The following is a 21420-nucleotide window of genomic DNA, read 5'->3' as shown; positions in this document are numbered from 1 at the left end:
ATGGCCCACTACCGACGGATCGGCGAGGTGCCCCGCACCCGCCACACCCAGCACCGCAACCCCGAAGGCGGGCTGTACTACGAGGAGCTGATGGGGGAGGAGGGGTTCTCCTCCGACTCCTCGCTCCTCTACCACCGCGCCATCCCCTCGGCCATCGTCGCCGCGGCCGAATGGGAGGTGCCCGCCCAGACCCGCACCCGCAACGCGCCGATGGTCCCGCGCCACCTCCGCCTACACGACCTGTTCACCGGCGAGGACTGGAAGGCCGCCGACGTCGTCGAGTCGCGCCGCCTCGTCCTGGGCAACGACGACGTGCGCATCTCCTACGTGGTCGCGGGCGCCCCCTCCGAGCTGTACCGCAACGGCATCGGCGACGAGTGCGTGTACGTGGAGTCCGGCAGCGCCCGGGTGGAGACCGTGTTCGGCCTCCTGGAGGTCGGTCAGGGCGACTACGTCATCCTGCCGCGCGCGACCACCCACCGCTGGGTGCCCACCGGCGAGGAGCCGCTCCGCGCGTACGTGGTGGAGGCCAACAGCCACATCGCCCCGCCCAAGCGCTACCTGTCCAGGTACGGCCAGCTCCTGGAGCACTCCCCCTACTGCGAACGCGACCTGCGCGGCCCCTCCGAGCCGCTGCTGGCCGAGGGCGAGGACGTCGACGTACTCATCAAGCACCGGGGCAACGGCCCCGGCGGGATCTCCGGCACCCGGTACACCTACCCCCAGCACCCGTTCGACGTCGTCGGCTGGGACGGCTGCCTGTACCCGTACGCCTTCAACATCGCCGACTTCCAGCCCATCACCGGCCGCGTCCACCAGCCGCCGCCCGTCCACCAGGTGTTCGAGGGCCACAACTTCGTCATCTGCAACTTCGTCCCCCGCAAGGTGGACTACCACCCCGGCGCCATCCCGGTGCCCTACTACCACTCGAACGTGGACTCCGACGAGGTCATGTTCTACTGCGGCGGCGACTACGAGGCCCGCAAGGGCTCCGGTATCGGCCAGGGCTCCGTCTCCCTGCACCCCGGCGGCCACTCCCACGGGCCGCAGCCCGGCGCCTACGAGCGCAGCATCGGCGCCGAGTCCTTCGACGAGCTCGCCGTCATGGTGGACACCTTCCGCCCGCTCGACCTCGGGGAGGGCGGCGTCGCGAGCGACGACGGCGGATACGCGTGGACCTGGGCCGGGGGAAGGGGGGACCGGTCGTGAGCGGCGCCCTCTACCGGAAGCTGTTCGACGACGCGGCCCTGTTCCCGCCGGGCAACGCGCCGATGGGCGAGGCACTGCCCGCCCACCGGGCCCACCTGGCGGGCCCCCGGGCCGGGTACGTGGGCCCCTTCCTGGTCGCCGACGCGCGCGTGGCCGAGCTGCGCGCCGTCCTGGGCAGGGAGCCGGAGGACGACGGCCGCGCCCCCCTGGCGGTGGCCGTCACCGTCCCCGGCGGCGCGGGCGCGGTGGGGGCGGCCGTCGACGCGGTCCTCGCCGACCCGGCCCTGCGCCTGGCCGGTGTCGAGGTCGCGGCGGCGCCCGGCGGCGCCCGGGAGGCGGCCGGGGCGCTGGACTCCCACCTGCCGGGGGGCGCCGAGGGCTTCGTGGAGGTCTCCCGCGGGGCAGGCGTGCGCGAGGACCTGGAGGCACTGGCCGGCAGCGGCCACAGCACCAAGTTCCGCACCGGAGGACTCACCCCGGAGGCACACCCCGGCGAGGACGAGCTCGCGGAGCTCCTGCACGCGGCCGTCGCACTGGGCCTGCCGTTCAAGTGCACCGCCGGGCTCCACCACGCGGTCCGCCACACGACCCGGGAGGGGTTCGAGCAGCACGGGTTCCTCAACGTGCTCCTCGCGACCGGCGCCCTCCTCGACGGCGGTGGTTCCGGCGACGCAGCCCGGATCCTGGCCGAACGGGACGGCACGACCGTGGCCGGCCTCGCCGCCGGGCTCACCGACGGCGGGGCGGAGGAGGTGCGGGGACGCTTCCGGTCCTTCGGCACGTGCAGCGTCACCGAGCCGCTGGAGGACCTGGTCGTCCTCGGAGCCCTGCCCGCACCCCGTCCCCGGCGGGCCCTGCACCACTGACCGGCTCCGGGGCGGCTCCCCGGCCGGACCGCCCCGGACCCCGGACCACCGAACGCCCACTCCCAGAAAGCACCTCTCATGCCCGACAGCTGGCTCGACCTCGACCCGGACGCGCACTTCGGCCCGGCCACCCTGCCCTACGGGGTGTTCAGCACCGCCTCCGACCCCGGGCGGCGCGTGGGCGTGGCCATCGGGGAACACGTCCTGGACCTCGGCGGCACGGCCCGCGCACTGGGCGCCCCGTTCGCGGACACCGTCGCCGGGCCCGGCCTGGACGCCCTGCTGGCGGCCGGACGCCCCGTGTGGGACCAGGTGCGGACCGCCCTCACCGCGTGGCTGACCGACCCCGTCCACGCCGACGCCGTCCGCCCGCACCTGGTGGACCGGTCGTCGGTGCGCCTGCACCTGCCGTTCACCGTGGCCGACTACGTGGACTTCTACGCCTCGGAGCACCACGCCACCAACGTCGGCCGGATCTTCCGCCCCGACCAGGAGCCCCTCACCCCGAACTGGAAGCACCTCCCGATCGGCTACCACGGCCGCTCGGGGACCATCGTGGTGTCGGGCACCGACATCGTGCGCCCCACCGGCCAGCGCAAACCGCCGACCGAGCCGGCACCGGTGTTCGGGCCGTCCGTGCGCCTGGACATCGAGGCCGAGGTCGGGTTCGTCGTGGGCACGCCCAGCCCGATGGGCGAGAGCGTGCCGGTGGACTCCTTCGCCGACCACGTGTTCGGGGTCTTCCTGCTCAACGACTGGTCCTCCCGGGACCTCCAGGCCTGGGAGTACGTGCCGCTGGGCCCGTTCCTGGGCAAGTCGTTCGCCACCTCCGTCTCCCCCTGGGTCGTGCCCGTCGCCGCCCTGGAGGCAGCCCGGGTCGAGCAGCCCGCCCAGGACCCCGAGCCGCTGCCCTACCTGCGGGGCACACGGCCCTGGGGTCTGGACCTGCGCCTGGAGGTACGGCTCAACGGTCACGTGGTGTCGAACCCGCCCTTCGACCAGATGTACTGGACCGCCGCGCAGCAGCTCGCCCACATGACCGTCAACGGGGCCTCCCTGCGCACCGGGGACGTCTTCGCCTCCGGAACAGTCAGCGGCCCGGAGCCGGACCAGCGCGGCTCCCTCCTGGAGCTGACCTGGAGCGGCAAGGAGCCGCTGCGCCTGCCCGACGGCACCGAGCGCGCCTTCCTGGAGGACGGCGACGAGGTGGTCATCACCGCGACCGCGCCGGGGCCGGGCGGGACGGTGGTGCACTTCGGCGAGGTGGCAGGCCGGATCCTCCCCGCCAGGTAGGCGGGAGCCGCGGCCGCGCCGACCAGGGGTCGGCGCGGCCGTTCGCGTGGGCCGCCCCGTGCCTGTCGTCCCTACCAGGGGGATGACGAGTCGGGAAAACCCCATCGCAGGGACGACCCCTCCCCGAGGAGATCCGCTCCGATCACCCGGGTCCGGGAGAAGGCCCTGACGGTGAGGCCGCGCGCTCCGGCGAGGGGCCGAATGTCCAGGGAGCCTGGGCACGGGAGGCTCAGGGTGTGCAATCCGGGGATGTCCCGGACCCAGGACGGAGCCACAGCGGGTGAGTCGCGGAAGTTCAGGGAGAGGAACTTCAGGCGGGGGATCTTGCTGATCCACCTCTGGTTCTCCGTCGCGGTCCGCACATCCAGGCGCAGGTGCGTGAGGTTCTCGAAGCGGACCAGATCGCTCAGATCCAGGTCCTGCGCGTTCTCCTGTGCGCGGTAGACGAACTGCGTGAGTGACTCTTTCTGGCTCTCCAGACCGTCGAGGCTCTGGAAGCCGGAGCAGTCCCTGACACCGACCTTCGTGAGCGTCCCCGGCGCGCCGGCCAGGTAGGACAGATCGCCCAACCTCATGTTCGCGCAGGAGAACGATGTCACACCGGGCGGGCCGATCTCGCTGAGCGGAAGGGCGGGCAGGGCGAGCCCGAACTCCAGATGGGTCAATGACTCGGAGTCGCGCAGCAGCTCCAGGTCGCGGGTGCGGTCGGGATGGCTGAGCGAGAGCCCTGCGAGGGGCGTCCGGGCCAGGGGGGCGACCGACCGGGCGGAGGTGACGCCGTCCATGCCGAGGCTTCTCAGCGCGGGGAGTTCCCGGAGTGGCGCGAGGTCGATGCCGTGCCATTCGTGGTGGTCCCGACCGCGCAGTTCCACGCTGGTCGTATGGGGGAGCCGGACGATACCGCCGATCCCGTCCCCGGTACGTCCCTGGATGCAGACCCGGGCGCGTTCGGGGAGATGGCGGACGAGGAGATCGATATCGTCCGCCGGGACGGGAATGTAGTAGTTCTCTCGACGAGCTCCGGCCTGTGACAGGAACACGTCCGCCAGCTCCTTGGTCTGGTTTTCCCACCATGCCCTCAGCGCGGCGACGAAGACCCGTTCCGAGCCGAAGTCGAGCGCCCTCCCGATGACCGGCACGGTATCCGGCCCGCCGATGGCCGAGGCAGCTTCGATCACCTTCTCCGCCTGCCGGGCGTTGGCGGGCGGGATCTCCCGGAGGAGGGGCAGGGCGAACTCGCCGACCAGTGACAGGGCGTGCACATGGGCGCGCGTGCGCGGCGGCAGGATCCCCCTGACCCTTTCCCGGATCTCCTCGCCCAGGACCCTCGACAGCTGCGGCGACGTCTCCAGGCAGGCGAACGCCACGATCAGCAGCCGGTCCCGGTGGGCGCGGACCCGGTCGGAGCGGTCGAGGAGCCCCCGGATCAGCTCCTCCCGCTGGGCGGGGGTGGCGTGGCCGGCCGCCATCACCACCACCTCGTGCCACTGGTCGTCGTGGGCGTTGCGCACCAGCAGCGGGAAGCTGTCCTCCTCCACCAGCGCCTTGGCGGCCAGGTACTCCTCGAACGTGCGGTGCAGGAAGCTCACCCGGTCGGCGGTGGGTGTGTGCAGCAGGCCGCTGCGCACCACCAGGTGGGTGTAGACCTCCTCCGGCGCCTGCTCGACGCGGTGCATCGAGGCGAGCGACCGGGCCACCTGGCGCCGCGCGGTCTCGACGGGTGCGTCGGAGCTGCCGTTGACGACCAGCCACCGGGCGAGTTCCTGGAGCAGCAGGACCAGTTCCCGGCGGGACAGGTCCACGCCCTCGATGCCGCGCTGCTGGTCGCGGTCCTTGAGGAGCATGGCGAGCGCGGCCTCGTACACCTCCATCCGGTCCCGGGGCAGCACCGTGCGCCTGTCCCGGTACAGGGCGCACAGGAGGGCGCAGAGCAAGGGGGTGGACGCGATGGCGCGAAGGTGCCGCTGCCCCGTGACCTTCCGGCCGAGTTCGTGCTCGTGGCGGGTGAGCAGTGCGCGCTCGTCCGCGTCGGCGGTCCCGCTGCGTACCGCCTCGTGCCAGTGGTGGACGAACGCCCGTACGTCCCCGTCCCCGAGCGGCTGGAGGTCGGCGCCGGCGAAGCCCTCGGTGTCCAGCCACCGCGCCCCGGCTGCCCCGGGCCGTGCCGTGACCACGTACCGGCACGACGGGAAGTCCGTCAGGAGGTCCCGCAGCCAGCGCCGCGCGGACTCCCGCTGCCCTCGCGGGAGCTCGTCCACCCCGTCCACCAGGACCACGGCCCGCCCCTCGGCCAGCAGACCGGTGACCCATCCCGGGGGGACCCGGTCGGCGAGGTGCCGTCCCGTGTGGCGGACGAACTCCGCGGGCTCGGGCAGATCGCGCCCGACGTACTCGCGCAGGGGCACGAGGAAGGGCACGAGCCCGTTCCAGGAAGCCATCTCCTCCGGGAAGTCGCCCCTGCTCGCCCTGACCCCGACCCAGCGCAGGAGCGTGGTCTTGCCCGATCCCGCCGGGCCGCGCAGGAACGTGCGCGGATGGGCGGCCAGGACCTGTTCGACGCTGCTGTCCCCCGTCTCGTACCGGTCACCGGGCTGTGGATGCCCCGGCTCCCGTGACACGCGCAGGCTCAGGTACGCCAGGGACAGCGGGTAGCTGCGGGTGCCGACGTCGGCGCCGAACAGCTCGAGCACGTCCCAGCGCTGTGCCGCCTTGCGCAGGTAGGCGGTGGTGAACGCCGTCCCGGGGTCCTCGGTCCGCCCCTCGGCCCGCCCGGGAAGGCGGTCCAGGACCTCCTCCAGGTGCTCGAGGACCAGGGACTCGCGGCGCAGCAGCTCGGTGAAGGCCCCCGCCTGGAAGCGCGGCAGGGCGGAGGCGGTGGCCAGGGCGTACGCGCAGGCTTCGGGGAGCACCCGGTCGTACAGGGCGACGGCCGGGCCGCCCAGGTCGCGGGTGGCGCCGGGGCTGCGCTCCCGGACGTACCGCTCCAGGTGGAGCGGGTCCAGGTCCTGCTCGAACAGGGTGCGGTCGGTGAGCCCCGCGCGCTCGAACGCGTCGGCCACGGCGAGCACCGCCGCCTCGCGTTCGTTGTCGTCCAGCCCGTGGAACTCGTGCTCGAGCTGTCCGACCACGCGGTCGGCGATGCTCTCCTCGATCTCGGCGAACCGGCGCTCCAGCCTGCGCTGGTCCCGTTTGCCTGCGACCTTGGCCTGGACGAGGTCGACCACGGTCGTGGCGGCGCTCTGCGCCAGGGGGTTGCCGAGCCAGAGGCCGCAGGCGGCCTTGACCACGGCCGCACCGAGTTTGAGGGCTGCGTCGTACACGGGGCTCCCGGGGCGGAAGGGGGTGGGTGCGCCAGAGCCTACGGCGAAGAGGCCGTCCAGGGGGCGCGCAGACGCGACCGGAAGCGGCCAGGTGCGGTCCCGCGGCCGTGCCCGGCGGCGTGCGGAGGCTGCGCCCGCCGTGACCGCGGGCGGGCCCCGGGGGCGCTTTGCCCGGGCGCAGCTCCGTCGGGTTCACTGGCGGCATGGTGCATTCCGAACATCCCGGGCAGACCCCCGACATCGTGCTCTTCGACCTCTTCGGCGTCATCGCGTGCCACCAGTCCGAGGAGGGCAGGGACCGGTTGGTGAGAGTCGCGGACGCGCCGGCGCCCGCCTTCTGGAAGGCGTACTGGGACCTGCGCCCCGACTACGACCGGGGCGATGTGGACGGCCCCGGCTACTGGGACAGGATGGGCCGGGCCCTGGGCGCCCGCTTCGACGACCGCCGGGTCGCGGACCTGGTGGAGGCCGACATCGCCAGCTGGAGCGCCGTCGACGCCGCCATGGTCTCGCTGGTCGCGGAGCTGGCGGACGCGGGGCGGACCGTCGCCCTGCTCTCCAACATCCCGGAGGAGCTGGCCGCCCACTACGAGGCCGAGCATCCCTGGTTCGACCGCTTCCGGGTCCGTGGCCTCTCCTGCCGCATCGGCCACGCCAAGCCCGAGGAGGGTGCCTACCTCTGGTGCCGGGACGCGCTGGGAGCGGACGCGGAGCGCATCCTCTTCGTGGACGACCGGGAGGACAACATCCGCGCGGCGGAGGGGGTCGGCATGCGCGGCCACGTCTTCACATCCCGCGACCTGCTCGCGGAGGTCCTGGCCGCGTAGCGCCCGTACGAGGACGGGCCGGCCGGCTCCGGCCGGCCGGCCCGTCGGAGGGGCTGGGGTCCTACCGCGCCCGGGCGGGGATGGCGTCCAGGTCGTCGTCCCGGGTCTCGCGGCTGATCAGCAGGGCCACGAGGGTGATCACACTGACGAGCACCAGGTAGCCGCCGACCCAAGCCAGACCGAAGGTGCCCGCGAGCCAGGTCGCGATGTAGGGGGCGAACGAGGCCCCGAGCAGGCCCGCCAGGTTGTACGCGACCGAGGCGCCGGTGTAGCGGACGTTGGTCGGGAACAGCTCCGGCAGGACCGCTGCCATGGGGCCGAAGGTCAGGCCCATCAGGGACAGGCCGATGATCAGGAAGGCCATGACCCCGACCGTGCCCCCGCCGGCCATCATCGGCCCCATCGCGACGCCGAAGGCGATGATCGCGACGGTGACCGCGATCAGGGTGGGCTTGCGGCCGAACCGGTCCGCGAGGAGGCCCGAGACCGGGGTGAACAGGGCGAAGAACACCACGCCGATCATCAGGAAGACCAGGAACTGTGAGCGCTCGTAGCCCAGGCCGTCCACGGGGTCGGTGCCGAAGCCCAGCGAGAACACGGTCATCAGGTAGAACAGCACGTAGGTCGCGACCATGATCAGGGTCCCCAGGACGACCGCGCGCCAGCTGGTGCGGAACACCTCGACCATGGGGGTCTTGACCCGCTCCCCGGAGGCGACGACCTTGGCGAACGCGGGGGTCTCGTGCAGGGTCAGCCGGACCCAGAGGCCGACGACGATCAGCAGGGTCGAGAGCAGGAACGGCACCCGCCAGCCCCAGGCCAGGAACGTCTCGTCGCTCATGGTCTGGGTCAGGGCCAGGAACACGCCGTTGGCGAGGAAGAACCCGATCGGGGCGCCCAGCTGCGGGAACGTGCCGTAGAAGCCGCGCTTCCCGGCGGGGGCGTTCTCGGTCGCCAGCAGCGCCGCGCCGCCCCATTCGCCGCCCAGGCCGAGGCCCTGGCCGAACCGGCAGACCGCCAGCAGGACGGGGGCGAGGACGCCCACCTGCGCGTAGGTCGGCAGCACGCCGATGCCGACGGTCGCGATGCCCATGGTGAGCAGGGAGGCCACCAGCGTGGCCTTGCGGCCGATCCGGTCGCCGAAGTGCCCGAACACCCAGGAGCCGATGGGGCGGGCGACGAACGCGATCGCGAAGGTGGCGAGCGACTGGAGCCGCGCCGCCAGCATGTCGCCCTCGGGGAAGAACAGCAGCGGGAAGACCAGGACCGCGGCGGTGGCGTAGATGTAGAAGTCGTAGAACTCGATGGACGTGCCCACGAGGCTGGCCGTGAGGACCTTGCGCCTGGGGTTGGTCGGTGGCTCTGCCACATCCGGTGAGCGTGGGGCGACGTCCGTCATGGGACTTCTTTCCAGGTCAGTGCTGTGATGATGGCTGGATGCTAGCCCCGGTGGACACTATGTGAAACATTTGTCTCGCTATATGGACGCCTGGGGTGCTCGTGTCCGTCTGGTGTCCCCCGGGCGGAACGCGGGGAAGCCGTTCGTTCCAGGCGTTCCCGTCCCTGGGCGTGAGACCCGTCACGCGGGGCGGGTGCGGCCCCGGGACGCGCGCGGCGGGCCGGGGAGCGCCGGGGGCACGGTGCCGGGTCGGGGCGCTCCCGCGGCCCCGGCCCCTTCCCGCGGACGTCCCGGGCGGAGGGGCCGGACTCATCTCCGGGGCACGGTCCCCGTCGTCACCACCCGGGTGCAGTTCGCACGGAACCGTTTGACAAGCTCGCCGTTGGGGCGGTCGCTGCGCTCCACCCAGTCCCGGGCCGCCTCCTCGCTCGCCCCGCCCGACACCTGCCGCCGGTGCAGCCTGCGCTCCCGCAGCCCGTCGTCGGCCTCCACGTACCAGAGCCCGGCGAACAGGCCCCGCAGCCCCGCCCAGGGCTCGTCGTCGCTCGCGAGGTAGTTGCCCTCGGTCACGACCAGCCGCGTGTGCGGATCGATCACGTGCCGCGCCGCCACCGGCTCGTGCAGGGTCCGGTCGTAGTCGGGGACGTAGACGGGGTGGTCCGCCTCGGTCAGCAGGCGGCGTACGAGCGCCGCGTACCCGTGCGCGTCGAAGGTGTCCGGCGCGCCCTTGCGGTCGAGCCTGCCCAGCCGGTCGAGCTGGGCGTTGGACAGGTGGAAGCCGTCCATGGGCAGGTAGCCGGCGGCCCCGGGCCCCAGCACCCGGCAGACCTCGGCCACCAGGTGGCGGGCGAGGGTCGACTTCCCCGCGGCGGGAGGGCCGGTCAGGCCGAGCACGGCCCTGCGGGCCCCGCTCCCGGCGGCCTCCCGGGCCAGGGCGAGGGCGTCGGGGACAAGCGGTTCGGGCATGGGTCCGAGCTTATGCGCCGGGGGCTCCCCGCGTCCTCCCCCCGGGCCCGCCGGAGGGCGGTCACGGCCCGGTCGGTCCGCCCTCGGCGCGCAGGCCCGACAGGCAGACCTCGACCACGGTGCCGGCGAGCCCGTCCAGCCGTACGCCGGGGTCCATCAGCCACTGGACGAGGCAGCCCTCGATCGCTCCGACCACCACGGTGGCCTCGGGTTCGCCGACACCGGGGCGCAGGTCGCCCTCGTCGGCCGCGCGGCGGAGGAGGTCGGCGACCGCGCCCCGGTACTCGCGGTAGACCGAGGCCATGTCGAGGGGGGCGGCGGCCCCGCCGTGGCGGCCGGCCGCCCACAGGTCGACCATCACGCGCGTGAGGTCGGGTTCGTCGGCGAGCACGGCCACGGCCGCCCGCACGAGTGAGGCGAGCCGTTCGACCGCCGGGGCCCCCTGCGCGGAGGCGTGTGCCAGCACGTCCGCGGAGCGCTCGGCCAACCGCGCGAACGCGGCGGCCAGCAGTTCGTCGCGGCTGCCGAAGGAGAGGTAGACACTGCCCTTGGCGATACCGGCCTCGGCGGCGACGTCCTCGATCCTCGTGGCGGCGAACCCCCGGCGCGCGAACACGCGTACGGCGGCCGAGAGGATCTCCTCACGCCTCGCCTCCCGGTCGACCCTCTTCGGTGCCATGGGCTCCCCTCTCCGCCGCTCCCCGTGCCGCTCCGGGGAGCATATGGCCCAGGAGGAGTTTGACGAGCATGACCGGGGCCAGCCAGGACAGGGGGTCGGGCACCGGCAGGAGCAGCAGGGCGGCGGCGGAGCCGGTCGCCGTGGCGCAGAACGCGACGGGCGGGCGCAGGGGGAGCGGGGCCAGGCCCACGGCCGCCGCGCTCCCCAGGGCGAGCAGGTACAGGGCGGTGGCGGTCCACCAGTCGAAGCCGGGCACGAACAGGGCCAGGGCGAAGGGCTGGACGTGGAGGGCCACGAACCCCAGATGGTGGCGGAGGGTGCGGCCCGGCGCGTGGTAGCGCCGTTTGGCCGCCGCCGTCGAGGTGGCCGCGGCGCCGCCGAAGAAGTCGAGGGCGACGACCCCGGTGACCGCGGTCGCCGCGGCCGGCAGGCCCGCGGCCAGACAGGCCCCGACGGCGAGTGCGGTGCCCGCCGCGGCGGAGACCAGGGTGGCCGCGGTCTCGCCGGGGGAGGGGTCGGGGCCGACCAGGACCGTGGCGAGTCCGCGCAGGGTGTGCGCGAGGGGACCGGTGCGCGGTGCGGGCGGGCCCGTGCGCGGTCCGCGCGCGGCGGCGGGACCGGAGGCCGGTGGGCGGGTGTGGTTCACGGTGGCGCCGCTCCTTAAATGACTGACTGGTCAGTCATAATAAGGGACGGAACAGGGGCGGGAAAAGGGGTCGGCGCCGGAGAAGTTCCGGTGCCGACCCCTCAACGGTCGTGCGGGGCCGCCGCGGCCCGCGCGGCGGGTCTCAGGGCGCGTGGCCCACGTAGGCCAGCGCCTGGCGCAGCAGCACCCCCTGGCCGCCCGTCATCTCCTCGCGCAGCTGCGGGCTGGCCGCCTCCTCCGGGGTGAACCACACCAGGTCCAGCGCGTCCTGGCGGGGCTGGCAGTCGCCCGAGACGGGGACGATGTAGGCCAGCGCCACCGCGTGCTGGCGGGCGTCGTGGAACGGGGTGACGCCCGGGGTGGGGAAGTACTCGGCGACCGTGAACGGCTGCGGGGAGCCGGGGATGCGCGGCAGGGCCACCGGGCCCAGGTCCTTCTCCAGGTGACGGAGCAGGGCGTCGCGCACCCGCTCGTGGTAGAGCACGCGGCCCGAGACCACCGAGCGCTGGAAACTGCCGTCCGGGGTGGCGCGCAGGAGCAGGCCGATGTGGGTCACCTGCCCCGCCTCGTCCACCCGGACGGGTACCGCCTGGACGTAGAGGACGGGCATCCGGCCCCGGACGCTCTCCAGTTCCTCGGGGGCGAGCCAGCCGGGCTGTGTGTCGGCGGTTTCGGTCATCGGGTGCGCGGTGGGTGCCCCCGGTCTGACGGCCGGACGCGGTCACCGCTCCCTCCCTTCGTCTTGCTGTCCCTGAGGTCGGCCCGGGGGTCCGGCCCGGAGGCGCGGACACCTGCGGGTGTCACATGTACTGCTTCTACCGCATTCACGACCGTAAAGCACGGCGCGGCCGGGGGTTCGGGAGTGTCCGAGAGAGATGAGGAGGGGTCCGGAGCCGCGGACCCGCAGCCGTGTGTCCCGGCATCCCCGGACAGGGTGACACCAACCTGACCGGGTGGCCATATCAGCGAGATTTCGCGGGTTTTTCTCACGGAAAGCCTCCCAGGGGTTCTCTGTAGAGGCTACGATCTCGTACGCGGTTGCGTAGTGGAAAGGTTACGTCCGGTGAGAGGTGGCCCGAGTGGTGATGGATGCCCGGTTCTCTGCCCAGGAGCGTTTCCGCTGTACAGGTGTGACGGTCGTGCCCGTCCACGGCGAGGTGGACCTCGCCACCGCCGACCGCATGCGCGATCGGCTGCTCCAGGCCGCGCACGCCTCACGGTGCGACTGCCTGGTCGTGGACATGTCGGGGCTCGACTTCTTCGACGCGAGCGGGGTGAGCGCCCTCGTGTCGGTCTTCAGGACCCTCACCGCTGAGGGGCGCCACGTGGTGCTCGCCGAACCCGCGCCCATCGCCGCGCGCGTGCTCGACGCACTCGGCATGGGGCGCCTGTTCGAGATCTACCCGATCCTGGAGATGGCACTGACCCACACCAGCGGACTGCGGGTCAACGGCGACCCGATCGGCGACACGGTCCCCGGCGGACCGTGAGCCGACGCCGGCCCCGGGCCCCCGCACCAGGGGCCCGGGGCCGGGACGCGGCCCTCAGCGCGGGTCGGGGACCCCGGGACCGCCCGCCGGCCCCCCGCCGCCGCGCACCAGGAACGGCTCCAGCAGTTCGGGCACCGCCTCGTCGGCCCAGGCCAGCCCTTCACCCAGCCCCACGTCCGCCGCCGCGTACATCCCCTCGCCCGCGGCCGTGGTCGCCGCCACGTCCGCCAGGCCCAGCCGCCGCTGGAACGGCGACCTGGTGATCCGCCAGCCGATCACGGCGGCCCTCTCCAGGGTCACCGTCCTGCGCACCGCCATCCCCCGCCGGACCACCAGGTAGCGCGGGTGCAGCCCGTGGCCGAGCCCCCGGTAGGAGCCGACCGCGTACCAGAACGCCGCCGCGCCGAGCAGCACGGCGACCACCGCCCACCCCCAGCCCGGAGCGGACTCCACGGCCCGGACCGTCAGCGGAACGGGCATGATGTACTCCTCGACCTCGTGCGCGGCCTCCCACCACGCCTCGGACGCCAGCGTGTGGAGCCAGGCCAGGACCCCTGCCAGCACCAGGGCCAGCACCGTGGCGTACCCCGCGCGGGTGAGCCGGCGGCGCAGCGCCGCCCGCGGGTGGGGGGCCAGGGGCACGTCCAGGGGCGAGTCCTGCGTCCGCATCAGGTCGGCGGCCAGCCCCCGCGCCAGCTCCCGGGGCATCGCCGGGGACAGGCGGCTCTTGGCGCTGGCCTTCTGGTCGTCGGCCGCGCCCAGGCCGGTCGCGACCGCCCGCACGTCCGCGCCGCCCGCGGACCTCAGCAGGAACGGCTCGTACAGGGTCACGCCGTTCAGACGGCGCCCCTCCACCGACAGCGACACGCTGGTGAGCAGGCCTCGGCGCAGGCGCACGGTGCCGTCCGCCTCCCGCGTGAGCCGGTAGTCCCACCAGGTCTCCACCGCCACGGCCGTCACGACGAGTACGCCGGAGACCAGCAGGCCGAGCAGGGTCAGGGGCGCCACGAGCAGTATCTGGCCCACGACGAAGGAGGCCATCTCCTCGCCGCTGGGCAGGTTCGCCCGGTCGGAGATCCACCGCCACGGGGCGCCGTTGCTCTGGGCGTTCGCCCCCAGGAGCGTGGCGATGACACCGAGGCCCACGCCCACCGTGGCGGTGGTCACGGGGGCGAAGGCGAACCAGCGCCGGTCCAGCCGGGCCAGTTCGACCTCGATCCCCCCGTCGTCGCCGGGGGCCGGGTCCTCCCCGGCGGCGGTGGCCCCGGCGGTCCGGGAGGCGCCCCGGTGGAGGAGTTCGCGGCGCAGCCATTCGCCCTGCTCCGCGGTGACGTAGAGCAGCTGGAGCTGCTCGGACCCCGCGCCGACCTGCTCGCCGGTACCGACCGTCACCGAGCACAGGCCGAAGACCCGGGCGTAGAGGGGGGCGGCGACGTCCACGCTGCGCACGCGCTCGCGCGGGATGGAGCGGTACGACTTGGCGATGATCCCGGACCGCACCTCCATGCGCTCGACGGTGACCCGGTAGCGGGTGGCCCGCAGCCGCAGCAGGTCGAGGTACGTCATGAGCGCGAGGAAGGCGAGTGCGCCGGGAACGGGGGCGAGGGCCCACAGGGGCTGGCCCGCGATCACCAGGACCACGGTGGCGACGATCGCCCCGGGAACGAGGAACGCGCCCGCCACGAGGGTGCTCGCCCACACGCTCAACGGGTGCAGCCGCCGCCAGCCATCGTCCTCGGTGGCAGCGGTGCCCGCGCCGGGGGTGTTCCCCGCCTCCGGGCCGTCCGCCCCGACGGGGTCGTGGGCGTCCGCGCCGCCGGCCGGCGGCGGGAGGGGGGAGCCGCCGGCCGTGAGGCCCTCCGGCTCGTTCGGGAGGGCCGGTCCGCCCTCGCCCAGGGGCTGCCTGTGCTCGTCGGGGGTGCTCATGTCGCGTCTCCCGGGGTCGCCTGGGTGGTCTCGGTGAGCTGCTCCGCGACCTCGGTGGCCCGGACGTGGTCCAGGCCCGCGATCTCGATCGGTCCCGCCGCCGAGGCGGTGGTCACGGTCACGCTGGACAGGCCGAACATCCTCTGGAGCGGGCCCCGCGCGGTGTCGACGGTCTGGATGCGCGACATCGGGGCCACGCGCCACTCCTGCCAGATCCATCCGCTGGACGTGTACACGGCGGTGTCGGTGACCTCCCACCGGTGGACGCGGTAGCGCCACTGCGGCATGAGGACGGTGATCAGGAGTCCGACCCCGCCGACCACGGCGGTGGCGAGCAGGAACCAGGCGCGCGGCGGTTCCCAGATGATCGCGGGGACGAGGGGGATCGCCGTGAGGACGACGGTCACGGCCAGCGACCGTGTCGTCCACCACCGGATCGCCCGTCGGTCCACGCGGTGGTGGGGCGGGCGCAGGCGCGGCGCGTCTGTGGTCATCGCTTCCACGTCTCCTCTCTTCGGGGCCCTGTGGGCCGTTCGCTATTAAAAGTGATATCACAATGCTATGCTCGAGTCATCACCTTGAAGAGAACGGAAGAAGCGATGGCCGAAACCAGCCAGCCCACCACACCGGCGCCCGAGTACAGGGAGCACACGGCGAAGAGCCACGACGGCATCCTGTTCGCCGTGATCAGCCTCGTGCTGGTCCTGGGCGGCGTGGGCACCGCCCTGCTCCCGATACTCGGACTGCCGCCCCTCCTGATCGGCGTCGGCATCGTCGTCGGACTGGTCGGACTGGGGCTCTCGTTCGGGCTGACGATGGTCGCGCCCAACGAGGCCCAGGTCGTCCAGCTGTTCGGCCGCTACGTCGGCAGCGTCCGCACCGACGGCCTGCGCTGGGTCAACCCCTTCACGCTCCGCAAGGGGATCTCCACCCGCATCCGCAACCACGAGACCTCCGTCATGAAGGTCAACGACGCCTCCGGCAGCCCCATCGAGATCGCCGCCGTCATCGTCTGGCAGGTCGAGGACACCGCCCGCGCCTCCTTCGAGGTGGACGACTTCGTCGAGTTCGTGTCCATCCAGACCGAGGCGGCGGTCCGCCACATCGCGGGCTACTACCCCTACGACTCCTACGACGCCGACACCAGCCGGTCCCTGCGCGGCAGCGCCGACCTCATCACCGAGGAACTCTCCAGGGAGGTCGGCGAGCGGGTCCAGGCCGCGGGCGTCAAGATCGTGGAGTCCCGGTTCACCCACCTGGCCTACGCGTCGGAGATCGCCCAGGCCATGCTCCAGCGCCAGCAGGCCAGCGCCCTGATCGCCGCCCGTCAGGAGATCGTCGAGGGGGCCGTCGGCATGGTGGACCGCGCGCTCACCCGCCTGTCGGCGGAGAACGTGGTCGAGCTCGACGAGGAGCGCAAGGCCGCGATGGTCAGCAACCTGCTCGTGGTGCTGTGCTCCGACCGGCCCGCCAGCCCCGTCGTCAACACCGGGACCCTGTACCAGTAAAACGGGGGGAGGCGGCCGTGCCCGATCGCAAGAAGGTGCTGCTGCGGCTCGACCCCGCCGTCCACGACGCGCTCGCGCGGTGGGCCGGGCAGGAGCTGCGCAGCACCAACGCACAGATCGAGTTCCTCCTGCGCCGGGCGCTGGACGACGCGGGGCGGATGCCGAAGGAGGCCGGGGTCATCCCCCGCCGGGGCAGACCGCGCAGATCCGCGCCGGAGCAGGACGCGCCCGTGGAGGAGCCCCGGGGCGAGGAGTCCCAGGAACCGACCGAGGAGTGACACCCCCCGCCCACGACGGCGCCGGGCACCCGAAGGTGCCCGGCGCCGTTCGCCGTGTGCGGCCTAGTCCCCGGCCGGGGGCCTCGTGGTCTCCTCGGTCTCCTCCGGTCCGGCGATGTGCGCGCGCCAGTCGCCGTCGAGCCTGAGCATCCATTGCGGAACGATCCGGGCCGGGAAGGGAACGCTGGTCTCGAAGACCTCCTCCCCGAACGCGGCCGAGACCTCCGCGTACTCGCCGTCCTCCAGCCGCAGTTCGATGATGCTCGCCTTGTCCCGGTCGGGGGTGATGACCCAGTACGAGGGGACGCCGAACTCCGCGTACTCGCGGCGCTTGGTGTGGTGGTCGCGGAAGACGCTCTCGGGGGAGACCACCTCGATCGCCAGCACTGGCGGCCTCGTCGTGTACGGCATCTGGAAGTCCTCGCTCCGGATCACGGCCACGTCGGGTATCCGGTGCCGTGTCCGCTCCGTGTCGAGAGTGATGCCCGGGCCGTCCATCACGAGCATTCCCACGGGTGCGGCGTAGCTCAGGTGGGCGGTGAGGCGCCCGGTGGCCAGCGTGTGCAGGCTGGAGGGAGCGGGAGCCGCGTCAAGCCGCCCGTCGACCAGCTCGTAGCGCCGTCCGTCGTCCGGCGTGTGCTGAAGGTCGTCCACTGTGAGCGGCCCCGGTTTCGGGACGGTCCTGCCGCTAGCCACAACTGCCATCATGCCTCCTCATATGCATGAGGACCAGGATTGTGGAGGAGGGGCGGTCGTGGGCCGGAATCGACAAACTCGTGAATAGACGACCTCCCCTCTCATCTTGGGCGGTCGGCCGTAACCCGGGTCGGGGGCGGGATCCCCGACGCGCGACGCTAGCCGACGGCGGACGCGGCGGCCCGGCCCGCGATGCGGCCCGAGAAGAGGCATCCGCCCAGGAACGTCCCCTCCAGGGCCCGGTAGCCGTGCACGCCCCCGCCGCCGAAACCGGCGACCTCGCCCGCCGCGTACAGGCCCGGCACCGGGGCGCCGTCCGCCCCCAGCACACGCGCGTCCAGGTCGGTGTGCAGGCCGCCCAGGGACTTGCGGGTGAGGATGTGCAGCCGCACGGCGATCAGGGGGCCGGCCTTCGGGTCCAGGATCCGGTGCGGCCTGGCCACCCGCACCAGCTTGTCGCCCCGGTAGGTGCGTGCCGAGTGGATGCTCATGACCTGGAGGTCCTTGGTGAAGGTGTTGGCCATCTCGCGGTCGCGGGCCACCACCTCGCGGGTGACGGTGTCGGCGTCGAGCACCCCGTCCCCGGCGATCTCCCGCATCTTCCGGATGAGCGCGGGCAGCCTGTCGGCGACGACGAAGTCCGCGCCGCGCTCCTTGAACGCCTCCACGGGGTCCGGGGCGCCGGGGAGGACGCGCTGGAGGAGGAGTCTGAGGTCCTTGCCGGTCAGGTCGGGGTTCTGCTCCGAGCCCGACAGGGTGAACTCCTTCTCGATGATCTTCTGGGAGAGCACGAACCACGTGTACTCGTGGCCGCTCCGCATGATGTGGTCGAGTGTGCCGAGGGTGTCGAACCCGGGGAAGCAGGGCGCGGGCAGTCGCTTGCCTGTCGCGTCCAGCCACAGGGAGGACGGGCCCGGCAGGATGCGGATGCCGTGCCCGGCCCAGACGGGGTTCCAGTTCCGGATGCCCTCGGTGTAGTGCCACATGCGGTCCGGGTTGACGATCCGCCCGCCCGCCCGCTCGGTGATGCCGAGCATCCGCCCGTCCACGTGCTCCGGCACACCCGACAGCATGTGCTTCGGAGGGGCGCCCAGGCGCTCGGGCCAGCTCTTGCGGACCAGGTCGTGGTTGGCGCCGATCCCCCCGGAGGTGACCACGACCGCCTGCGCGGCCATCTCGAAGTCGCCGACCACGTCGCGGTTGCTGGCCTGGCCGCGGGAGATGCCACTGGGGGCCAGGACGGCGCCGCGCACCCCGGTGACGGTCCCGTCGGTCACGACCAGTTCGTCCACCCTGTGCCGGAAGCGCAGCGTGACCAGGCCCCGTTCGACCGCCGCGCGCACCCGGCGCTCGAAGGGCGCGACCACGCCGGGACCGGTGCCCCAGGTGATGTGGAAGCGGGGGACGGAGTTCCCGTGTCCGCCGGCCAGGTGGCCGCCGCGCTCGGCCCAGCCCACGACGGGGAAGATCCGCAGCCCCTGGGCGTGCAGCCAGGAGCGCTTCTCGCCGGCGGCGAAGTCCACGTAGGCCTCGGCCCACCGGCGCGGCCACTCGTCCTCGGGGCGGTCGAAGGCCGCGGTGCCCATCCAGTCCTGGAGGGCGAGTTCGCGGGAGTCCCTGACACCCATGCGCCGCTGCTCGGGGGAGTCCACGAGGAAGAGGCCGCCGAACGACCAGAACGCCTGGCCGCCGAGGGACTGCTCGGGCTCCTGGTCGAGCAGGACCACCCTCTTTCCCGCGTCGGCCAGCTCGGCGGCCGCGACCAGCCCCGCCAGTCCGGCTCCGACGACGATCGCGTCGGCTCGGTCGGTTCCGCTGCTCATCTGGTTCCTTCCCCTCGGATGGTCCGCGCCCGGAGGGCACGGTGTGCGCGATGGTGACGACTGTGCCGCGCCGTGCCCCCGCCGACAAGGGTGTCGTGTGTCCTGCGCCACATCATTTGTCACACCGTGACAAACGAGGCGGGTGTTCCGCGGTCGGCGCCGTCCCGTGGGGAGGAGGCGGCGCCGACCGCGGGCTCAGGCGCCGAAACGCACGAGGGACCGCCCGCCCAGGCCCCGGCGCATGCGCTCGAAGGCCTCCGGCAACCCCTCCAGGGAGATCTCGTCGGTGACCATCGCGGCGAGCTTCAGCCCGCCGGAGCGCACGTGCGCGGCGATCACCGGGATGTCGCGCTCGGGGTCGCTGGAGCCGTAGACGCACCCGCGCAGGGTGCGTCCCTGGTGGAAGAGCTCCAGGGCGTTGAACGAGACCTCGTCCTCGAGTGCCCCCACGCCCACCACCGTGACCGTCCCGCCGCGCCGTGTGGCGTCCCAGGCCGAGCGCACCACCCGGGCGGAGCCGACCACCTCGAACGCGTGGTCCGCCCCCCGGCGCCCGGTCAGCCCGCGCACGGACCGGGTCAGCGTCTCGTCGGCGATCAGGAAGTCGGTCGCCCCCAGGGACCGGGCCAGCTCCTCCTTGTCGGGGGACACGTCCACGGCGATCACCTGGTCGGCGCCGGCGAGGCGGGCGGCCTGCACCACCGACAGCCCGACCCCGCCCAGGCCGAGCACCACGGCCGTCTGCCCCGCGCGCACGGCCGCGGAGTTGTTGACGGCGCCCCAGCCGGTGAGCACCGCGCAGCCCAGCACGGCGGCGACGGAGGGGTCGATCCCGTCGGGCAGGGGCACGACGGCGCGGGCGGGGACGACGGTGGCCTCGGCGAAGGCCCCGCAGCCCAGGCCCGGGTGGACGGGGGTGCCGTCGGCCAGCTCGGCGTACGGTCGGGCCGCGCCGTCGAGGGCGTGCTCGCACAGGTGGGGCTCGCCCTGGAGGCAGAACCAGCACTCCCGGCAGGCCGGGGCCCAGTTGAGGATGACGTACTGGCCGGGCACCACGCCGGTGACGCCCTCGCCCACGGCCTCGACGGTCCCCGCGCCCTCGTGGCCGAGCACCGCGGGCCACTTCTGCACCAGGGTCCCGTTGGACAGGGAGAGGTCGGAGTGGCACACGCCGGCCGCGGCGATGCGCACCCGGACCTGTCCGGGGCCGGGGTCGGGCAGGACCAGGTCGCGGATCTCGGGGGGCGCGCCCTGCTCGGAGAAGACGGCGGCCTTGACGGTCGTACTCATGGGAGCAACTCCAATCGGGGATTGCCGCGACAGTAGCAATACCGACCGGTCGGTCCGATCCCGGGGCGCTGCCTCCCGCCCCGGCGCGCCGCGGGGCCGCGGTCGCCCGGGACGGCCGCCGTCCGGTGGACCTGACCTCCCCTTTGCCCTCCGTGGGCGGAGTCCTGCCCGGTGGGAGTGATGATGGGAGGCAGAGGGAGGGATCATGGTCAATCCGGTTTGGGTGGGAACCCTGATGTTCGGTCGGGTGCCGATCGGCGTGCGCCTCTACAGCGCCCGGGAACGCAGGGGCCCCGTGCTGCACCAGTTCCAGCGGGGCACCGCGGACCGCATCCGCTACGTGCGCGTCAACGAGCGCACCGGGGAGGAGGTCGCCCCCGAGGAGGTCGTGCGCGGGGCGCGCACCGGGATCGAGGACGAGTACGTGGTCCTCGAACCCGAGGAGCTGGAGGACATCCTGCCGGCGGGCTCGCGCACCATGCAGATGCACGGCTTCCTGCCGGAGGGGGCCGTCGACCCGCTCTGGTACGCGTCCACCTACTACGTGTCCCCCCGGGGCCCCGCCGACACCGAGGCCTACCGCCTCCTCCACGCGGCCCTGGACCGGACCCGCCGGGTGGGCGCGGCCACCGTCGTCCTGCGGGAGCGCGAGTACCCGGTCCTGGTCCAACCGCACCGGGGGGTGCTGGCGGCCTCCACCCTGTGGTGGCCGGACGAGGTCCGGGACCCGGACGACGTGATGCCGCCCGTCACGGGCGCCGAGCCCGGCAAGGGCGAGCTGGAACTGGCCCAGGAGCTCGTCAGGGCACTGTCCGTGGAGTGGGACCCCGGGGACTACGAGGACAGCTACGGCAGGCGGCTCACCGAACTGGTGCGGGCCAAGGCCCGGGGGAGCACGTTCTCCCACCGCCCCGACCGCTCGGAGGGGGGAGGGGAGGTCGGCGCGATCGGCGAGGCGCTCCGGCAGAGCCTGCCCAACCGCCCGCACAAGCGGGGGCGCGCCCCCGTGCCGCGCAGGCCCGCCACCGTCCGCGCCGAGGCGAGGGGCGCAGCCGAGGGCCGCCGGACCAAGCGCGAACTCCTCCGGCAGGCCTCGGAGCTGGAGGTCCCGGGCCGCTCGAGGATGAGCAGGGACGAACTGGAGGAGGCGGTCGGCCGGGCGGGCGCGGGCCGCCGCCGGTGACCGGCGCCCGCCGGGCGGGGC

At 73.4% G+C, this 21420-nt stretch carries 19 protein-coding genes; 8 read left to right on the top strand and 11 right to left on the bottom strand.

The genetic code is table 11. The features are described from left to right. The 3 genes from OUQ99_RS16085 (at position 1) to fahA (ending at position 3368) form a co-directional block, all read left to right on the top strand. Positions 1–1209, top strand: a complete 1209-nt coding sequence (locus OUQ99_RS16085; RefSeq protein ID WP_267944567.1) for a homogentisate 1,2-dioxygenase — start codon at positions 1–3, stop codon at positions 1207–1209. Next, positions 1206–2075 carry a hypothetical protein gene (locus OUQ99_RS16080; protein WP_267944566.1) on the top strand — a complete coding sequence of 290 codons (870 nt, stop codon included), beginning with the start codon at positions 1206–1208 and terminating at the stop codon, positions 2073–2075. The genes OUQ99_RS16085 and OUQ99_RS16080 overlap by 4 nt, the downstream gene beginning before the upstream one ends. Positions 2076–2153: 78 nt before the next feature. Then, positions 2154–3368 carry a fumarylacetoacetase gene (fahA, locus tag OUQ99_RS16075; RefSeq protein WP_267944565.1) on the top strand — a complete coding sequence of 405 codons (1215 nt, stop codon included), beginning with the start codon at positions 2154–2156 and terminating at the stop codon, positions 3366–3368. Positions 3369–3439: 71 nt separating this feature from the next. Here the strand turns inward: fahA and OUQ99_RS16070 are convergent, their stop codons facing one another. Next, the gene (locus OUQ99_RS16070; protein ID WP_267944564.1) at positions 3440–6688 is read right to left on the bottom strand and encodes an NACHT domain-containing protein; all 3249 of its coding nucleotides are present in this window, start codon (positions 6686–6688) and stop codon (positions 3440–3442) included. 203 nt (positions 6689–6891) lie between these two features. Between OUQ99_RS16070 and OUQ99_RS16065 the strand changes: the two genes are divergently transcribed. Continuing rightward, positions 6892–7515 carry an HAD-IA family hydrolase gene (locus OUQ99_RS16065; RefSeq protein WP_267944563.1) on the top strand — a complete coding sequence of 208 codons (624 nt, stop codon included), beginning with the start codon at positions 6892–6894 and terminating at the stop codon, positions 7513–7515. 61 nt (positions 7516–7576) lie between these two features. Here OUQ99_RS16065 and OUQ99_RS16060 read toward each other — a convergent pair whose 3' ends face one another. From OUQ99_RS16060 to OUQ99_RS16040, 5 genes are all read right to left on the bottom strand, one after another. Next, complete coding sequence (locus tag OUQ99_RS16060) at positions 7577–8914, bottom strand: MFS transporter (protein ID WP_267944562.1); 1338 nt, start codon at positions 8912–8914, stop codon at positions 7577–7579. Between the two features lie 309 nt (positions 8915–9223). Continuing rightward, positions 9224–9880 (bottom strand): nucleoside/nucleotide kinase family protein, encoded by a 657-nt coding sequence (locus tag OUQ99_RS16055; protein ID WP_267944561.1) that lies wholly within the window; start codon positions 9878–9880, stop codon positions 9224–9226. A 61-nt stretch (positions 9881–9941) separates the two neighbouring features. Beyond that, positions 9942–10559, bottom strand: a complete 618-nt coding sequence (locus OUQ99_RS16050) for a TetR/AcrR family transcriptional regulator (RefSeq protein WP_267944560.1) — start codon at positions 10557–10559, stop codon at positions 9942–9944. Beyond that, the gene (locus OUQ99_RS16045) at positions 10522–11205 is read right to left on the bottom strand and encodes a hypothetical protein (protein WP_267944559.1); all 684 of its coding nucleotides are present in this window, start codon (positions 11203–11205) and stop codon (positions 10522–10524) included. Before OUQ99_RS16045 ends, OUQ99_RS16050 begins: the two co-directional genes overlap by 38 nt. Before the next feature lie 142 nt (positions 11206–11347). Further along, positions 11348–11884: an NUDIX hydrolase family protein gene (locus tag OUQ99_RS16040; protein ID WP_267944558.1), complete on the bottom strand. Its 537-nt coding sequence runs from the start codon at positions 11882–11884 to the stop codon at positions 11348–11350. Positions 11885–12335: 451 nt separating this feature from the next. Here OUQ99_RS16040 and OUQ99_RS16035 point away from each other — a divergent pair, with 451 nt between their 5' ends. Continuing rightward, a complete protein-coding gene (locus tag OUQ99_RS16035) occupies positions 12336–12695 on the top strand; it encodes an STAS domain-containing protein (protein WP_267944557.1) in 360 nt (119 codons plus the stop codon). 54 nt (positions 12696–12749) lie between these two features. Here OUQ99_RS16035 and OUQ99_RS16030 read toward each other — a convergent pair whose 3' ends face one another. Both OUQ99_RS16030 and OUQ99_RS16025 read right to left on the bottom strand, forming a co-directional pair. Further along, positions 12750–14621, bottom strand: a complete 1872-nt coding sequence (locus tag OUQ99_RS16030) for a PH domain-containing protein (RefSeq protein WP_267944556.1) — start codon at positions 14619–14621, stop codon at positions 12750–12752. Next, a complete protein-coding gene (locus OUQ99_RS16025; protein WP_267944555.1) occupies positions 14618–15115 on the bottom strand; it encodes a PH domain-containing protein in 498 nt (165 codons plus the stop codon). The genes OUQ99_RS16030 and OUQ99_RS16025 overlap by 4 nt, the downstream gene beginning before the upstream one ends. A gap of 105 nt (positions 15116–15220) precedes the next feature. Here OUQ99_RS16025 and OUQ99_RS16020 point away from each other — a divergent pair, with 105 nt between their 5' ends. Together OUQ99_RS16020 and OUQ99_RS16015 are read left to right on the top strand one after the other, a co-directional pair. Then, complete coding sequence (locus OUQ99_RS16020; protein WP_267944554.1) at positions 15221–16129, top strand: SPFH domain-containing protein; 909 nt, start codon at positions 15221–15223, stop codon at positions 16127–16129. Positions 16130–16146: 17 nt separating this feature from the next. After that, positions 16147–16407, top strand: a complete 261-nt coding sequence (locus tag OUQ99_RS16015; RefSeq protein WP_267944553.1) for a hypothetical protein — start codon at positions 16147–16149, stop codon at positions 16405–16407. Between the two features lie 63 nt (positions 16408–16470). Here OUQ99_RS16015 and OUQ99_RS16010 read toward each other — a convergent pair whose 3' ends face one another. The 3 genes from OUQ99_RS16010 to OUQ99_RS16000 all read right to left on the bottom strand — a co-directional run bounded on the left by OUQ99_RS16010 (position 16471) and on the right by OUQ99_RS16000 (position 20216). After that, the gene (locus tag OUQ99_RS16010; RefSeq protein WP_267944552.1) at positions 16471–17112 is read right to left on the bottom strand and encodes a Uma2 family endonuclease; all 642 of its coding nucleotides are present in this window, start codon (positions 17110–17112) and stop codon (positions 16471–16473) included. A 149-nt stretch (positions 17113–17261) separates the two neighbouring features. After that, positions 17262–18926 (bottom strand): FAD-binding dehydrogenase, encoded by a 1665-nt coding sequence (locus OUQ99_RS16005; RefSeq protein ID WP_267944551.1) that lies wholly within the window; start codon positions 18924–18926, stop codon positions 17262–17264. 195 nt (positions 18927–19121) lie between these two features. Continuing rightward, complete coding sequence (locus tag OUQ99_RS16000; protein ID WP_267944550.1) at positions 19122–20216, bottom strand: alcohol dehydrogenase catalytic domain-containing protein; 1095 nt, start codon at positions 20214–20216, stop codon at positions 19122–19124. A 205-nt stretch (positions 20217–20421) separates the two neighbouring features. Between OUQ99_RS16000 and OUQ99_RS15995 the strand changes: the two genes are divergently transcribed. Further along, the gene (locus tag OUQ99_RS15995; protein ID WP_267944549.1) at positions 20422–21399 is read left to right on the top strand and encodes a Ku protein; all 978 of its coding nucleotides are present in this window, start codon (positions 20422–20424) and stop codon (positions 21397–21399) included. Positions 21400–21420: the final 21 nt, after the last annotated feature.

Source organism: Streptomonospora nanhaiensis, assembly GCF_026642255.1.
GTDB classification, from domain to species: domain Bacteria; phylum Actinomycetota; class Actinomycetes; order Streptosporangiales; family Streptosporangiaceae; genus Nocardiopsis; species Nocardiopsis tropica.
This window is presented reverse-complemented; position numbering and strand designations above follow the sequence as displayed.